Source organism: Mariniflexile gromovii, from assembly GCF_017814435.1.
Classification (GTDB): domain Bacteria; phylum Bacteroidota; class Bacteroidia; order Flavobacteriales; family Flavobacteriaceae; genus Mariniflexile; species Mariniflexile gromovii.
This window is the reverse complement of record NZ_JAGJCB010000001.1, coordinates 167,458-181,774: the sequence shown is the minus strand read 5'-3', so window position 1 is coordinate 181,774 and position 14,317 is coordinate 167,458. Positions and strand designations below refer to the sequence as shown.

Below are 14,317 nucleotides of genomic sequence, written 5' to 3'. Positions count from 1 at the left end.
GGCTTATGGATAAAAAAGAAGGTAAACATAGAATTTTAATTTTAGGCGCAAATGGCTTTTTAGGTAACGTCATTTATAGAGAACTCTGCCCCTATTTTAAAACTTTTGGCACTTACAGCACCTCCAATAGTCAGTTAGAAAAAAATAATCATTTTTTTCAATTCAATATTGAAGAAGATGATGTTTATGAAATACTGGATATTGTAAAACCAACCATCATTATTTCTGCACTTCGTGGTGATTTTTCAAAACAAGTTATTGTTCATCAACACCTTACGGAATACGTATTCACCAAAAACATAAAAATTATTTTCCTGTCTTCCGCAAACGTTTTTGATGCCTACAGCAAATACCCAAGTTACGAAACCGACAAAACCTATAGTAACAGCATCTACGGGCATTTCAAAATAAAAATTGAAAACATGCTATTGCGATTACCAAAAAACCAGGTGGCCATTTTAAGATTACCTATGGTTTTTGGTGCAAAATCGCCACGTATTCAAGAAATTATTCTACAAGTAAAGGACAAAGAACCCATAGAAGTATTCCCAAATTTAATAATGAACGTTACAACCGATACCAAGGTAACGCAACAAATTCATTATATCATCAACCGCAATAAATCGGGTATTTTTCACTTAGGCAGCAGCGATTTAGTACATCATGACGAGTTCATAAAGGATATCATCAAATCATTAAACATCAAAAACCCCATCTACAAACAAGTGTACACCACTAACGATGATCGCTATCTTGCCGTATTACCAAAATACAACCTGCTCCCAAAAAACCTGCAATTAATAAGTCAGGAAATCTTAACCGAATTGGAAATTTAAACACTGGGGCGTTCCCCTATCGGGTCGGGTTTTCCACTGTATCTTTTGGTTTTTGTCATTCCAGTTAAGGCATAAATCCACATTAAAAGTCAAAAGTCCTTTTTTTTACTTATTTCCTTATTAAAGTAAACCAAAAGGATGCCGTTTCAACCCCTAACGCGGGCATGCTTGCTATGTACAAGTAATCCCAAAGTGTTTTTCTTCCCTATAAATTTTTAAAACCTATTAGGATTAACCTCAAATAAGCCGCTATAATAATTCTGTTTTCATTCTGAAATTAGTAAATTTACAATCAACATAAAAACAAAAATCATGAGCAAACTTTCAGCAGAAGATATAGAAAAAAGATTATTAGGCTTACCGGAATGGGAATATTACGATGATGCCATTCATGCCGAATTTGAATTCGAAAACTTCAAAGACTGTTTTAGTGCTATGAGCAGAATAGCATTTGAGTGCGAAGCTCTAAACCATCATCCAGATTGGTCCAATGTTTACAACGTACTTACCATTTCATTAACCACACATTCTGTCAACGGCGTTACCGAAAAAGATTTCAAACTGGCAAAAGCCATTGAAGCTATTGTAGAGCCGGACGAAGAAGATTAAATGAGGGTTCGATTTACATGAGGCTTCAGTGAATATTTTTAAAATAAATATCATTATTTCAATTGGCAGATTTTTTTAAATTTGCCAAAGTTTAAAAGACAAACTTTTAAGCTTTTTACTTTTTAACTTTTTACTTATTAAATTATGGGAAGAGCTTTTGAATTTAGAAAAGCACGTAAAATGAAGCGTTGGTCTGCCATGAGTAAGGCATTTACACGTATTGGAAAAGACATTGTTATGGCAGTGAAAGAAGGGGGTCCAGACCCAGCTGCTAATGCAAGGTTAAGAGCCGTAATGCAAAACGCCAAAGCTGTAAACATGCCTAAAGACAATGTGGAACGCGCCATTAAAAAAGCAAGTGAAAAAGGTCAAGGCGATTATAAAGAAGTTATTTTTGAAGGATATGCACCCCACGGTATTGCTATTTTAGTTGAAACTGCAACCGATAACAATACCAGAACCGTTGCCAACGTACGTAGTTATTTTAACAAGTGCGATGGTAGTTTGGGTACATCAGGTTCGGTTGTTTTTATGTTCGACCATACCTGCAATTTCAGAATAAATGCAGAAGGGTTGGATCCTGAAGAAGTAGAATTGGAATTTATAGATTACGGCGCGGAAGAAGTTTTTGCAGATGAAGATGGTATTTTAATTTATGCCCCTTTTGAAAGTTTTGGAGCCATTCAATCAGCTTTAGAAGAAAAAGGCATTGAAATATTATCATCTGGCTTTGAGCGTATACCACAGGTTACAAAAACATTAACGCCCGAGCAAGCTGCAGATGTTGAAAAACTTTTAGAAAAACTGGATGATGATGATGATGTACAAAACGTATATCATACCATGGAAGAAAGTGAAGAATAAATCATTTAATTACCACTAAAAAAGAGCGCCAACAACGCTCTTTTTTTTAGCTTATAAATCAAATTATGGAAAATAAAAAGACTATTAAATGGGGCATTATTGGTTGTGGTAATGTAACAGAAGTTAAAAGTGGCCCTGCATATAAAAATACAGAAGGTTTCGAGCTTATTGCTGTAATGCGCCGTGATGTAGAAAAGCTTAAAGATTACGCGAAGAGGCATGGTATTAAAAAATATTATACCAATGCCGACGATTTAATTAATGATGATGAAGTAGATGCTGTTTACATTGCAACACCTCCAGACACCCATAAACTCTATGCTTTAAAAGTAGCCGAAGCAGGTAAAATTTGCTGTATTGAAAAACCAATGACAGCTAATTATACCGATAGTTTAGCTATATATAATATTTTTAATGATAAGCAACTCCCATTGTTTGTTGCCTATTACAGAAGGTCTCTCCCCCGTTTTTTAAAAATCAAGGAATGGTTAAATAACAATTTTATTGGTGAAGTAAGACATATTAATTGGCATTTTAGCAGACCTGCAAGTGATTTAGATAAATCAGGTGATTACAATTGGCGTACCGATGCTAACATTGCTCCTGCAGGTTATTTTGACGATTTAGCAAGTCATGGCTTGGATTTGTTTAATTTCCTTTTAGGAAATATTAAAGAAGCACATGGTATTAGTTTAAATCAACACAATAATTATACCGCCAAAGATGCTATTACTGCATGTTGGCTGCATGAAAATAACATTACAGGTTCTGGAACTTGGAATTTTGATTGCCATCATTCTTTAGATAAGGTAACTATTTATGGTAGTGAAGGGCGCATTGAATTTTCAATATTCCATGAAAACACTATAGTTTTAGAGAGTATTACCAAAACCGAAGAACTTTTTATTGAAAACCCTAAACATATTCAAATGTATCATGTTGAAGGTATGAGAGATATGTTGATAAATAAAAACTTCACCCACCCATCTACAGGCAAAACAGCCCTACATGCCAATTGGGTTATGGATAAAATTCTTGGGAATCTATAGCTTCAACCTTCTTTTTTCAACAAAAAATCCAGTTAACGCACACGTTTATAGCATGTTTTAACATTATTATTTTAAAAAATAATTTGTTTTATAGTATTTTTAGCGCGACTAATTCAAAAAATAATCAAAAGTTAACTTCCTGTTAACATCATTAAATGTACTATGAAAAAAATCAAACTACATGTAGCGCGTTACATCTGTGTCGTATTGGCACTGTTTACATTCTTATCTTTTCAAAATATTGAAGCCCAAAACAAGAAAAAGAAAAATAAGAAAGATGCAGCCACCGAAGCCCCTGCACCACCCGTAAAAAAGGAAAAAACCATTGCAGAACTTGTAAAAACCAGTAGAAAAATTGATGGGCTATTTCCTATCTATCAAGATACTATTACTGGGAGTTTACAAATGATAGTATCAAAAAATCAAATAGATAAGGAGTTTATTTATTTCAGTCAAATCGCCGATGGGGTTTTAGATGCTGGCAGGGTTATAAGAGGCTCTTATATGGGTTCAGAAGTATTCAAAATTGAAAAATATTTTGATAAAATTGAGTTTGTTATTCAAAATACCTCGTTTTATTTTGATCCAGAAAATCCGCTTTCAAAATCCAAAGACGCTAACATTAGCAATGGAAATATTGCTAGTATCACCATTGCAGCACAAGATAAAGCGAAAGGTCTTTATTTAATTAAGGCAGACGATTTATTTTTGGCTGAAACTTTAGCACAAATTAAAAGACCTAGTAGCCCCGGTGAATCTCCAACATCGTTCAAACTTGGTAATTTAAATAAAGATAAAACAAAAATTAATGCCATTAATAATTACGCAGAAAACACAAATTTGGAAGTGGAATATGTGTATTCGTCACCTTCCATTCTTAATAAAGGCTCTAATGCCATTGCCGATGGCAGAAACGTAAGCATTAAAGTTTTTCACAGCTTAATTGCAATGCCTAATAATGACTATGAAGAACGCTTTGATGACCCTAGAGTTGGTTATTTCACTACACAAGTTGATGATAAAACAACCACTAATAGCATTCCTTACAGAGACCTTATCCATAGATGGAATTTAATAAAGAAAGACCCTAATGCGGCTATTTCTGAACCCGTTGAACCTATTACTTGGTGGATAGAAAACTCAACACCTTTGGAATGGCGAGAAACTATTGCCAATGCCGTTTTACAATGGAATGTTGCTTTTGAAAAAGCAGGGTTTAAAAATGCATTGGTAGTTAAAATACAACCAGATGATGCTACTTGGGATGCAGGAGATTTAAGATACAATGTGTTGCGTTGGACCTCTTCTCCTGAACCTCCATTTGGTGGTTATGGACCTAGTTTTGTAAATCCTAAAACGGGGCAAATTTTAGGTGCTGATATTATGTTGGAATTTGCTCACTTCACAAATCGTGTTTTTTATGATAAAATTTACAGTTTGGCATCATTAGACGCCCCTTTTGAAACTTCTGAAAACAAGCAAACAGATTATACATATTGTTCTTTAGGGCATCAATTACAAGAAGAAGTAATGTTTGCAAATGCCACAGCTATGGCTTCTGCAAATTCTGATTATCAAATGGAGCGTATCAAAAAAGAATCGATGACAGCATTGATTATGCACGAAGTTGGGCATACTTTAGGTTTAAACCATAATATGAAAGCAAGTCAGTTATATTCACCAGAACAATTAAATGATGCTTCTTTTATAGAAGGAAAATGTTTAACGGCTTCGGTTATGGATTATGCCGCATTAAATGTTACCCGAGACCGAAGTAAACAAGGACAGTATGATGATGTTGCTGTTGGACCATATGATATTTGGGCTATTCAATTAGGATATAAACCATTTGCTTCGGAAAGTGAACACCAAGCTTTACTTAGTGAATCTACCAAGCCAGAACATATTTTTGGTAATGATGCAGATGATATGCGTACACCAGGAAAGGCCATAGACCCTAGAGTTAATGTATCCGACCAATCAAACGATCAAATAGCATGGTCCATTGATCGCATTGAACTATCGAATGATTTAATGAAAACCGTTAAAACGAAATTCAGAAAACAGGGTGAATCCTATCAAGAATTGAGACGTGTGTATTATTTATTAAGTGGCCAAAAAGGATCTGCTGCCAATACCATTTCCAGATTTATTGGAGGTGTTTATGTTGATAGAGCCATGGCAGGTCAAACAGGAGAAACCCAACCTTATACACCAGTTAGTTTAAAAGATCAAAAACGTGCTATGGGTGCTTTAAGTAAATATATTTTTGCACCCGATGCGTTTGATGTACCAAACGATTTGTTTAATTATTTAGCCATGCAACGTCGTGGGTTCAATTTTAGAACGCCTGAAGATCCTAAAATTCATAACCAAGTGCTTACCTATCAAAAAAATGTATTAAACCATCTTTTGCATTATAATACGTTGCAAAGAATTTCAGATTCTGAGTTATATGGTAATGCTTATAAACTATCTGCATTTATGACCGATTTAAACAATGCCATTTTTAAAGCGGATATTAATGGAACTGTAAATTCTTTTAGACAAAATTTACAATTGGAATATACTAACATGCTTACGGCCATGTTAACTGGTAAACTAAGTAGCAGTTATTCAAACACAGCCAAATCGATGGCGTTATATAATTTAAAGAATATTAGAACGATGGCTAATGCCACCGGTGATATAGCTTCCATAGCGCATAAACTGCATTTAAGAACACTTATAGACAATGTGTTAGAAGAAGTTAAGTAAGTTAGCACCATAGTATTAAAAGAAAAAAGCTACTTCTAAATAGAGGTAGCTTTTGTTTTGTGAGCTAGTTATGTTTCTTTTTAGGAACAAAATCTTGTTTACTTTATGTTTCATTTTCTAACACAGCAAATATAGTTCAAGTTTTATGCCAAAATTATAATGTTAACAAATAAAAACATTTAACTTTTATGAATTATAAAAGTTATACTAAATAATTCGACAACTATTTTTATAAGTAAAACTCTATCACAAACCAAAGCCAATTTTGGCTCCTTACCCATATTTTTAACTGACAATTTCAGATCTTTTTGTGTAAAAAAATAGGGTACTGCTTAAATAGCTTCTGGAATAGACTTTAACGAAACGGACGCTATTTTAGCCATTATACTTATTTTTTATTAATTATCTTTCTTAATGACAGCAAATAACCAACCAATACACCTATAGCAAAACTGCCCAAAATTATGAGCACTCTAGACATGGATAGTTTCCAAATAAAGAATTTTACATCAGTAACCTCTGCGTTTTGAATTGAAAAAATCACGATAACCAAGGCAATTAAAAGCCCAATAATAGTTCTAAAATTCATTTTTATATGTTTAAATTATTATAAAAATAAGTGTTATTTCTTGATGATTTGCGATTTATCATTTAACCCCTCAACATTAATTTCTGGGTTTCCATAAACATACACATAACTTTTACCTTTAGCGTAAAGACTTAAATACTTACTCGCATACACATAAATGTCTGAACTGTTTGATGCGTTTATATTCGCATTAGTCACTAGCATGTTTTTAGCTTTTACATCTACAGAACCCGATGTAATTAAATTTAAATTATTACAGTTGCCTTGAATATCCATATCGGATTTTTTACTCATGTTCAAATCAAAATCATCAATGGAAAGGCTGGCTTTTAAATAGGAATTATCATTTAGTGCCATGTTAGTTTCAACACTTTTTAATTTTAATTTTCCTTTAGATGAACTGTTTAATTGTAACGCAAACTTATTTGAATTTACATCTAAATCAAACTTAGAATCGTCTAAACATACCACCATTAAATCGTTTGCATTTAAATTATTTTGCCCGTTTAACTCGGCATCATTTTTAAGTGTAATTTTATTCAGTTCTTTACAAGTTAAATAAATTTCCAAGCTTTTGCTAGAGGTTATTTTGCTAGAGGTATAAATTCTTAAAACGCTATCTACAACTTCAAATTTGATGGTGTTTATTAAATTCGAATCTGTTTTTAGCCTATAACCCTCAGTAGTTGTTTGCATGATATTGACTTCTAAATTATCTGCTATTTCAATTTCATTAAAAGCATTTAAATTATCATAAACTTCAATTACTTCTTTATTTCCTTTAATTTTTTGCTTTTTTTGTGCAAAACCATTTAAAGACAATAAAACTGCCAATACTATTATAAGTGTTCTCATTTTGTTTTTTTATTTGATTTATATTTAATGAAACGACTATTCTTTATTCTTAAGAGTTTGAATAATCATTCTCAGCTATTAAATTTGTAATAGCCATTTTGTTTTTTTATAACTATCCTTTTTTTGTAACTCGTTTGTCTATTAAATCACTGATTGGGATAACAATAATATCTTCGCCAACCTTTACATTCATGTAAATATTATCAATAGACACAATTTCTCCTGTAATATTATCTACTGAAATTATTTGTCCTACTTCAAAATTTCTTTTAGAATAAAAAGAGAAAAGTAAACTTTTAATAACCTCTTTTGAACCAAACCCGAACCCAATAGCAATTGTTAATAAAAAGGCGCCTAAAATGATGGTAAGGTTGTTTGTGATAATATCTGTATCAATACCTGCTTGATTTAAAGCTGTTATGGTAATTGTTACTATAATAACGTAAAACACTAAGGAACTTATGGCTCTATTGCCAACCAAATCAAACGATTCAAATAAACCTTGAATGGCATTTTTAATGAAACTAGCTATATATAAACCAACCATAAATAAAGCAATGGCACTAAAAAGTCGTGGAAGATAACGCAATAGGTTTCCAATTTCAACCGATACGATTTTCCAATCCATCACATCTGAAGCTATTATTAGGACTACTAAATATAGAATCCATTTAATAAAAGCGACAATAACGTTGGTAACATTAAATTTTAAATCGGTTTTACCAAATAGTTTTTTATCGTTTATCACTTCGGTTAGTTTATCAACTTTAGCGAAATTCAAAGTACGTTTTAATGCGTAAGCTATTACTTTAACTAGAATCCAACCAACAATTAGAACCAATATTGCAAATAGTAACTTTGGTCCTACTGTAGCAACATTAATTGCCATTTGGTTTAATGATTCTGCCATTAATTCTTTAATACCTGTAACTGTTTCCATAAGTTTATTTTTTGTTATTTCTTCTTTTTGTTTTTTTCGAAAAATGTTTTCGCTGCACTTGGGTAATTAAATGTAAATAAATCAGCTATTTCCATTAACAATTTAACCCTAGCAACTTCTTCCATAACTTTGCTTTTTAGCTCTTTAGGAACCTCCTGTGGTGGATGAGCTATTTTTTTAAATGGGTTCTTTTCCATAAATTTTATCTTATCGTGTTATACGCCTCAATTATTCTAGCTTTTGCTCTTTTCAATCTCATTTTTACGGCACTTTCACTAATTTCCAAAACTGTTGTGATTTTTTTAATTGAAAAATCATCTTGATATTTTAATAAAAGAATCATTTTATCTTCTGGAGCAATAATTTCCAATGCTTTTTTTAAAGTTTCTTCTTTTAAAAGAAATAATGAGGAATCGTCTACTTCAATTTGCAAGGGGCTATAATCTTCAACGTCCATATCATTAGTGCTTACTTTTTTTAAAACATGCTTGTTCACATAATCTACACACATATTGTATGTAAAAGCATATAACCATGTGGAAAATTTCGATTTACCTAAAAAAGATGAAAGTTTTTGAAAAAGCTTTACAAAAACATCTTGTGTTAAATCCTCTGCCTCTACTCTTGTTTTAGTAAAGCCGTAGCATTTGTTATAAACTAAATGAGAATACCTTTCATACAAAATTCCAAATAGGATATCGTTTTTAGTTTTAATGATATTTTCTACAAGTTCCTCATCGGTTAGATTTTGGAATTCGCTAGTCGTTTTCAAGGTGTTATTGATTGGTTATATTATTATGACTGAAATGTTTTTAAAAAGTCACTTTATTTTGAATAATACCCAAAATTCAACTATTTTAATTAGGAGAGTTATTAGTTTACTTTAAAAGTATATTTCTTTTTAAAAGACCTATTAGTTTAAAGATAAGCATTATAAAGGAGATACCATATGCTTAATAAATACTATTTAGAGGAATATTTTTAACGCTTTGCTTTTTCAAGCTTTCAAAAAAAATGCATAAAAAACAGATTTAGTTCTTTATGCATTATTAAAAATATGGTTAATCTTTCAAACCACAGATATTACATTTTTTGGTAAAGTTCTTTTAGCTTTTTTGGTGTTATAATTTGTTTCCAATTTTTTCCTAAGGCATTTTCCCAAAGTGGTACCAAATTTAAGGCAATAGTGGTCATTTTATCAAAATCTGCATCGCTTAAATCGGCACAAATACCTTGAGGCAGCATAATATTGTGTTTTTCTTTCATCGCTTTAAAAAGCTTTACGCCTTCTGGATAAAATTCTTCTAAATGATCAAAAACGATGCAATTTCCAATACCGTGTTTTACACCCAAAACATAAGCTAAGGCATAACTCATGGCATGTGCTACACCAACTTGTGAATAGGCAATACTCATACCACCGTGCCATGAAGCCATCATCAGTTTTTCTTCAGATTCTTCAGCAGTTAAGTTGTTATCTAGAAATATTTCTTTACACAACTCTAAAGACATATTTCCATAAGTTTCGCTAAAAGTGTTTAAATAGGTGCCTTTTAAAGATTCAATACAGTGAATATAGCAATCCATACCAGTATAAAACCACTGGTTTTTTGGAACATCTTTAGTAAGTTCGGAATCTAAAATAACTTGATCGAAAGGTGTGAAATCTGAATTGATGCCTAATTTTTTTTCAGGACCAATAAGAACCGTAGTTCTAGATACTTCGGCACCGGTACCCGATATGGTTGGAATACCAACATGATATATGGCCGGATGCTTAACTAAATCCCAACCTTGGTAATCTTTAGCTTCACCTTCGTTGGTAAGCATAATGGATACGGCTTTTGCCAAATCTAAAACAGAGCCTCCACCAATACCAATAATACCTGAAGGCAATTCTTTGGTTGTTAGAATAATGTCTTCAACTATAGCATCTACTTGTGATGTTTTTGGTTCTTCTTCTGTAGATATAAATAGTATTTTATCGTCGTAAGCTAATGGAATTCTTGATGTTAACCATTGATTGTTTTTAAACACGTCATCTATTATATAAATAAATGGAGCGTTCATGCTTAAGCGTTTTGGGGCTAAAATTTCACTTAACTGGTTGAAACTACCTCTGCCAAAAACTACTTTTGACACCATTGGAAAGTTTTTATAACTCATTTAATTGTTTTCTTTTTCAAGATGTAAAAATACTAATATTTTAATTTTTCTTGTCTGGTTACTTACTATTTTAACTTAATAATTTTAAAAGCTCCCTTAAGCTACTAATTGTTTTATAGTGCTTTCCATTGGTCTCCTTTACACTAACTTGCTCGTGTGCCCAAGTGGTATGAAAAGGTACATGTATGGCATGCGCTTTTATATTAACTAAAGGCAAAACATCCGATTTAAGCGAATTTCCAATCATTAAAAACTCGGATGGTTTTATATCGAGATGGTTTAATAATTTTGAATAATTAGCTTCTTGCTTATCACTTAAAACTTCAATGTGGTGAAAATATTTAGTTAAACCGGATTTTTCAAGTTTACGCTCTTGGTCCAGCAAATCGCCTTTTGTTGCCAATACAAGCCGATACTTTTGCGATACTATTTTTAACACCTCTTCAACCCCATCAAGCAATTCTACTGGTTTATTGAGCATGTCTTTACCTATATTTAAAATAGCTTCAATACTTTTGGTTGAAATATTATAGTTTGATTGTTCCAAGGCACTTTCAACCATAGATAACACAAAAGCTTTTACACCATACCCATACAATGGCAAATTATCGATTTCTTTTTTGAAAAGTTCCTGATCTATAGTGTTTAAGGTTTCATATTCCGATAATAATTTACCAAATTCCATTTCGGCATCTCGAAAATATGTTTCGTTTACCCAAAGCGTATCATCGGCATCAAAACCAATAACTTTTATGTTCTTATAGTCTATTTCCATGCTTTTTTGGCGCGTTCTAAATCTTCTGGTGTATCAATTTCTACACCTTCGGTGGTTGTTTCTACCATTTTAATACGCTTACCATATTCTAAATAGCGTAATTGTTCAAGTTTTTCAGAAGCTTCCAAGGTTAACATCGGGAAACGATAAAAATCCAATAACGCTTGTTTTCTAAATGCATAAACACCCTTATGTTTAAAATATTTAACAGGGATGCTTTTATCACGTGGATATGGAATTGGGTTTCTTGAAAAATATAATGCAAAGTTAGATTGATCTACCACTACTTTAACGGTATTGGGGCTGTTTATGTCCTCTTCTCCAGTTATATGAACCATTAAAGAAGCTAAATCGATATTCTTGTCATGGTCATCTTTAAATACGGCTATTAATTTTTCTAAGGATTCTTTGTCGGTAAATGGTTCATCTCCTTGAACATTAATGACGATATCAATATCCAAAAACTCAATAGCTTCAGCAATTCTATCGCTTCCACATTCATGTTCTTTTTTACTCATCATGGCTTTTCCGCCATGGTTTATAATTTCGTTATAAATAATATCGCTGTCGGTAACCACTATCACATCATCAAACAAGTTGGTGTTAGCGGTTGCTTCGTAAGTACGAACAATTACCGATTTTCCACCAAGGTCTTGCATAAGTTTTCCTGGAAAGCGTGATGCACTATAACGTGCAGGAATCATTGAAATAATCTTCATATATTAAAATTCTGTTTCAAAAATAGAATAAAAATTAGTGGTTTTTTATTTTAGGTGATGTAAACTTTTTATAGAACTTAAAAATTACAAAAAATAATAGAATTACCATTACGAATGCAAGAAAAGGCATAAATATAGAAATAATCGACATTATGATGGAAGTTCCTGTTTCAACCGTTGAAACTACTAGGTTCGCAATTCCACCGGTAGTAACTGTTGAAGTTAATCGTGTTGCACTTGAAGATCCTGATATTGCTGCTGCAGTTCCGCCTCCGGCAATAATGGCTAGTGCCCATGTAACAACCGGACTTAAATCGGATACTGTTGAGAGCATGACTGCGGTTCCTGCTAGAGCAGCCAATGGTACGGCTATACTATCAAGAAGGTTATCTATATAGGGTATGAAATAGGCGAAAATCTCCACAACTGTGGCAACTCCCAATGTTATTAATGCAGTAGTACTTCCAATCCATTGCCAAAAATCGTTTAGTTGCCAAACATCAAAAAAAGCTGCTAAACTTAAAGCGAATAAAGGTAAAAACACCCTAAAACCAACCGATGCGGAAAGTCCGATACCCAGGCAAATACTAATAATGGTTTCTAATGTCATATCCCTATAAACCCAAAAAAGGAACTTTAAATTGTTTATAAATATAAAAATTTTGTTTCTGAAAACTGAGACTGTAAACTGTTATTAATTTTCTTCAAAAAAATCATCTGTAAAACCAATAAGATACAGTTTTTCTTTGGCTCTGGTTACAGCGGTATACAACCAGCGTAAATAGTCCTTATCTATACCATTTGGCAAATAAGGTTGTTCAACAAAAACGGTATTCCACTGTCCACCTTGCGATTTGTGACAGGTTATAGCATAAGAAAACTTAACCTGCAACGCATTAAAATGTTTGCTAGCTTTTACTTTTAAAAACTTTTTGTACTTGCTTGTTTCATTTTCAAAATCTTTCATCACCTCTTGATACAATCTATTGGAATCTTCATAGGATAACGAAGGTGTTTCAGATTCAATAGTATCTAACAATAAAACCGTTTCAAAAGGAGCCATTTTCGGGTAATCTACCATTCGGATTTTAACTTCCGCAAAGCGAAAACCATACAATTCGGTTATACTAAAAATTTCGAGAACTTCAATAATATCGCCATTGGCTATAAATCCTGCTTCGGTGGTTGGTTTAATCCAATGATAGTTATTTTTAACTACCATTAAATAATCGCCCGCAGAGAGTTCGCTTTCATTAAATAAAATTCTATTTCTAATTTGTTGATTGTATAAATTGGCGCGTTTGTTACTTCGCACAATAATGGCAGTTTCCTCGTTGCCTAAATCGCTATAGGCATCGTTAATGGCATCCATAATTTCATGACCATCAATAAGCCTAACAATATCATTAAAATGTGCTAAATTGAATTTAAATGAATTATTGAACCCATTTGACAAGGATTCGCGTAATGAGGTAGCATTTACAAGAATTCCAGAATCATGCTCTTGCCTTACTACTTCATCCAATTCCATTCTAGTAACCTCTTTATTGTAATTTAAAGCCAGGGTGTTTTCATCCAATGCGGGACTTAAATCTAACTTCACAGGTGGTAATTGTGCCGTATCGCCTATTAAAAGTAATTTGCATTGGTGTCCTGAATATACATATTGCATTAAATCATCCAGCAACGAGCCATTTTCAAATAATTTCGAATCTCCTGGCGTATCTGGTATCATGGAAGCTTCATCTACAATAAAAATGGTGTTTTTATGCTTATTGGGTTGCAGAACGAACGATACACCGCCACCTTTATCTTTTTTAGGAAAATATATTTTTTTATGAATGGTAAAGGCTTCTTTTCCCGAATAATTAGCGATTACTTTAGCTGCTCTACCTGTTGGAGCCATTAATACCGAACTTTTCTTGGCTTTCCATAAATTATTAACAATGGTGCCTACAATAGTGGTTTTACCAGTACCAGCATAGCCTTTTAGCAAATAAAGGGTATTTGGGGCCTTATTAAAAATAAATTCAGAAAGCTGATGTAAAACAATATTTTGTTTAATGGTGGGTTGAAACGGAAACTGTTGTTTTATAAGGGAATAGAATTCAGACGGGGTCATTTATGTTTGTAAATTATAAATTATTCAAAGATAGAA

The 14,317-nt window shown here is 32.6% G+C and carries 15 protein-coding genes; 5 read left to right on the top strand and 10 right to left on the bottom strand.

The window, feature by feature from the left end; all coding sequences use genetic code 11:
• Positions 1 to 5: 5 nt before the first annotated feature.
• From J8H85_RS00695 to J8H85_RS00675, 5 genes are all read left to right on the top strand, one after another.
• Positions 6 to 836 carry a sugar nucleotide-binding protein gene (locus J8H85_RS00695; protein WP_209651656.1) on the top strand — a complete coding sequence of 277 codons (831 nt, stop codon included), beginning with the start codon at positions 6 to 8 and terminating at the stop codon, positions 834 to 836.
• 312 nt (positions 837 to 1,148) lie between these two features.
• Complete coding sequence (locus J8H85_RS00690) at positions 1,149 to 1,445, top strand: 4a-hydroxytetrahydrobiopterin dehydratase (protein WP_209651654.1); 297 nt, start codon at positions 1,149 to 1,151, stop codon at positions 1,443 to 1,445.
• A gap of 144 nt (positions 1,446 to 1,589) precedes the next feature.
• Positions 1,590 to 2,309: a YebC/PmpR family DNA-binding transcriptional regulator gene (locus J8H85_RS00685; protein WP_209651652.1), complete on the top strand. Its 720-nt coding sequence runs from the start codon at positions 1,590 to 1,592 to the stop codon at positions 2,307 to 2,309.
• Positions 2,310 to 2,374: 65 nt separating this feature from the next.
• Positions 2,375 to 3,358, top strand: coding sequence for a Gfo/Idh/MocA family protein (locus J8H85_RS00680; RefSeq protein WP_209651651.1), 984 nt, complete (start codon positions 2,375 to 2,377; stop codon positions 3,356 to 3,358).
• A 162-nt stretch (positions 3,359 to 3,520) separates the two neighbouring features.
• Positions 3,521 to 6,115: a zinc-dependent metalloprotease gene (locus J8H85_RS00675; RefSeq protein WP_209651649.1), complete on the top strand. Its 2,595-nt coding sequence runs from the start codon at positions 3,521 to 3,523 to the stop codon at positions 6,113 to 6,115.
• A 388-nt stretch (positions 6,116 to 6,503) separates the two neighbouring features.
• On the opposite strand, the gene J8H85_RS00670 is transcribed toward J8H85_RS00675, so the two are convergent.
• The 10 genes from J8H85_RS00670 to J8H85_RS00625 form a co-directional block, all read right to left on the bottom strand.
• Positions 6,504 to 6,704 (bottom strand): lipopolysaccharide assembly protein LapA domain-containing protein, encoded by a 201-nt coding sequence (locus J8H85_RS00670; protein WP_209651648.1) that lies wholly within the window; start codon positions 6,702 to 6,704, stop codon positions 6,504 to 6,506.
• 33 nt (positions 6,705 to 6,737) lie between these two features.
• Positions 6,738 to 7,559 carry a GIN domain-containing protein gene (locus J8H85_RS00665; protein WP_209651646.1) on the bottom strand — a complete coding sequence of 274 codons (822 nt, stop codon included), beginning with the start codon at positions 7,557 to 7,559 and terminating at the stop codon, positions 6,738 to 6,740.
• A gap of 112 nt (positions 7,560 to 7,671) precedes the next feature.
• Positions 7,672 to 8,499, bottom strand: coding sequence for a mechanosensitive ion channel family protein (locus tag J8H85_RS00660; RefSeq protein WP_209651644.1), 828 nt, complete (start codon positions 8,497 to 8,499; stop codon positions 7,672 to 7,674).
• A 14-nt stretch (positions 8,500 to 8,513) separates the two neighbouring features.
• Positions 8,514 to 8,696 (bottom strand): hypothetical protein, encoded by a 183-nt coding sequence (locus J8H85_RS00655; RefSeq protein ID WP_209651642.1) that lies wholly within the window; start codon positions 8,694 to 8,696, stop codon positions 8,514 to 8,516.
• A gap of 5 nt (positions 8,697 to 8,701) precedes the next feature.
• Positions 8,702 to 9,271 carry an RNA polymerase sigma factor gene (locus J8H85_RS00650; protein ID WP_209651640.1) on the bottom strand — a complete coding sequence of 190 codons (570 nt, stop codon included), beginning with the start codon at positions 9,269 to 9,271 and terminating at the stop codon, positions 8,702 to 8,704.
• A gap of 311 nt (positions 9,272 to 9,582) precedes the next feature.
• Positions 9,583 to 10,665: an iron-containing alcohol dehydrogenase family protein gene (locus J8H85_RS00645; protein WP_245243701.1), complete on the bottom strand. Its 1,083-nt coding sequence runs from the start codon at positions 10,663 to 10,665 to the stop codon at positions 9,583 to 9,585.
• A gap of 70 nt (positions 10,666 to 10,735) precedes the next feature.
• A complete protein-coding gene (locus J8H85_RS00640) occupies positions 10,736 to 11,440 on the bottom strand; it encodes an HAD family hydrolase (RefSeq protein WP_209651639.1) in 705 nt (234 codons plus the stop codon).
• The gene (gene kdsB, locus J8H85_RS00635) at positions 11,431 to 12,159 is read right to left on the bottom strand and encodes a 3-deoxy-manno-octulosonate cytidylyltransferase (RefSeq protein ID WP_209651637.1); all 729 of its coding nucleotides are present in this window, start codon (positions 12,157 to 12,159) and stop codon (positions 11,431 to 11,433) included. Before kdsB ends, J8H85_RS00640 begins: the two co-directional genes overlap by 10 nt.
• A gap of 34 nt (positions 12,160 to 12,193) precedes the next feature.
• Positions 12,194 to 12,769, bottom strand: coding sequence for a DUF4126 domain-containing protein (locus J8H85_RS00630; RefSeq protein WP_209651635.1), 576 nt, complete (start codon positions 12,767 to 12,769; stop codon positions 12,194 to 12,196).
• Between the two features lie 84 nt (positions 12,770 to 12,853).
• The gene (locus J8H85_RS00625; protein WP_209651633.1) at positions 12,854 to 14,281 is read right to left on the bottom strand and encodes an ATP-dependent DNA helicase; all 1,428 of its coding nucleotides are present in this window, start codon (positions 14,279 to 14,281) and stop codon (positions 12,854 to 12,856) included.
• Between the last annotated feature and the right edge of the window lie 36 nt (positions 14,282 to 14,317).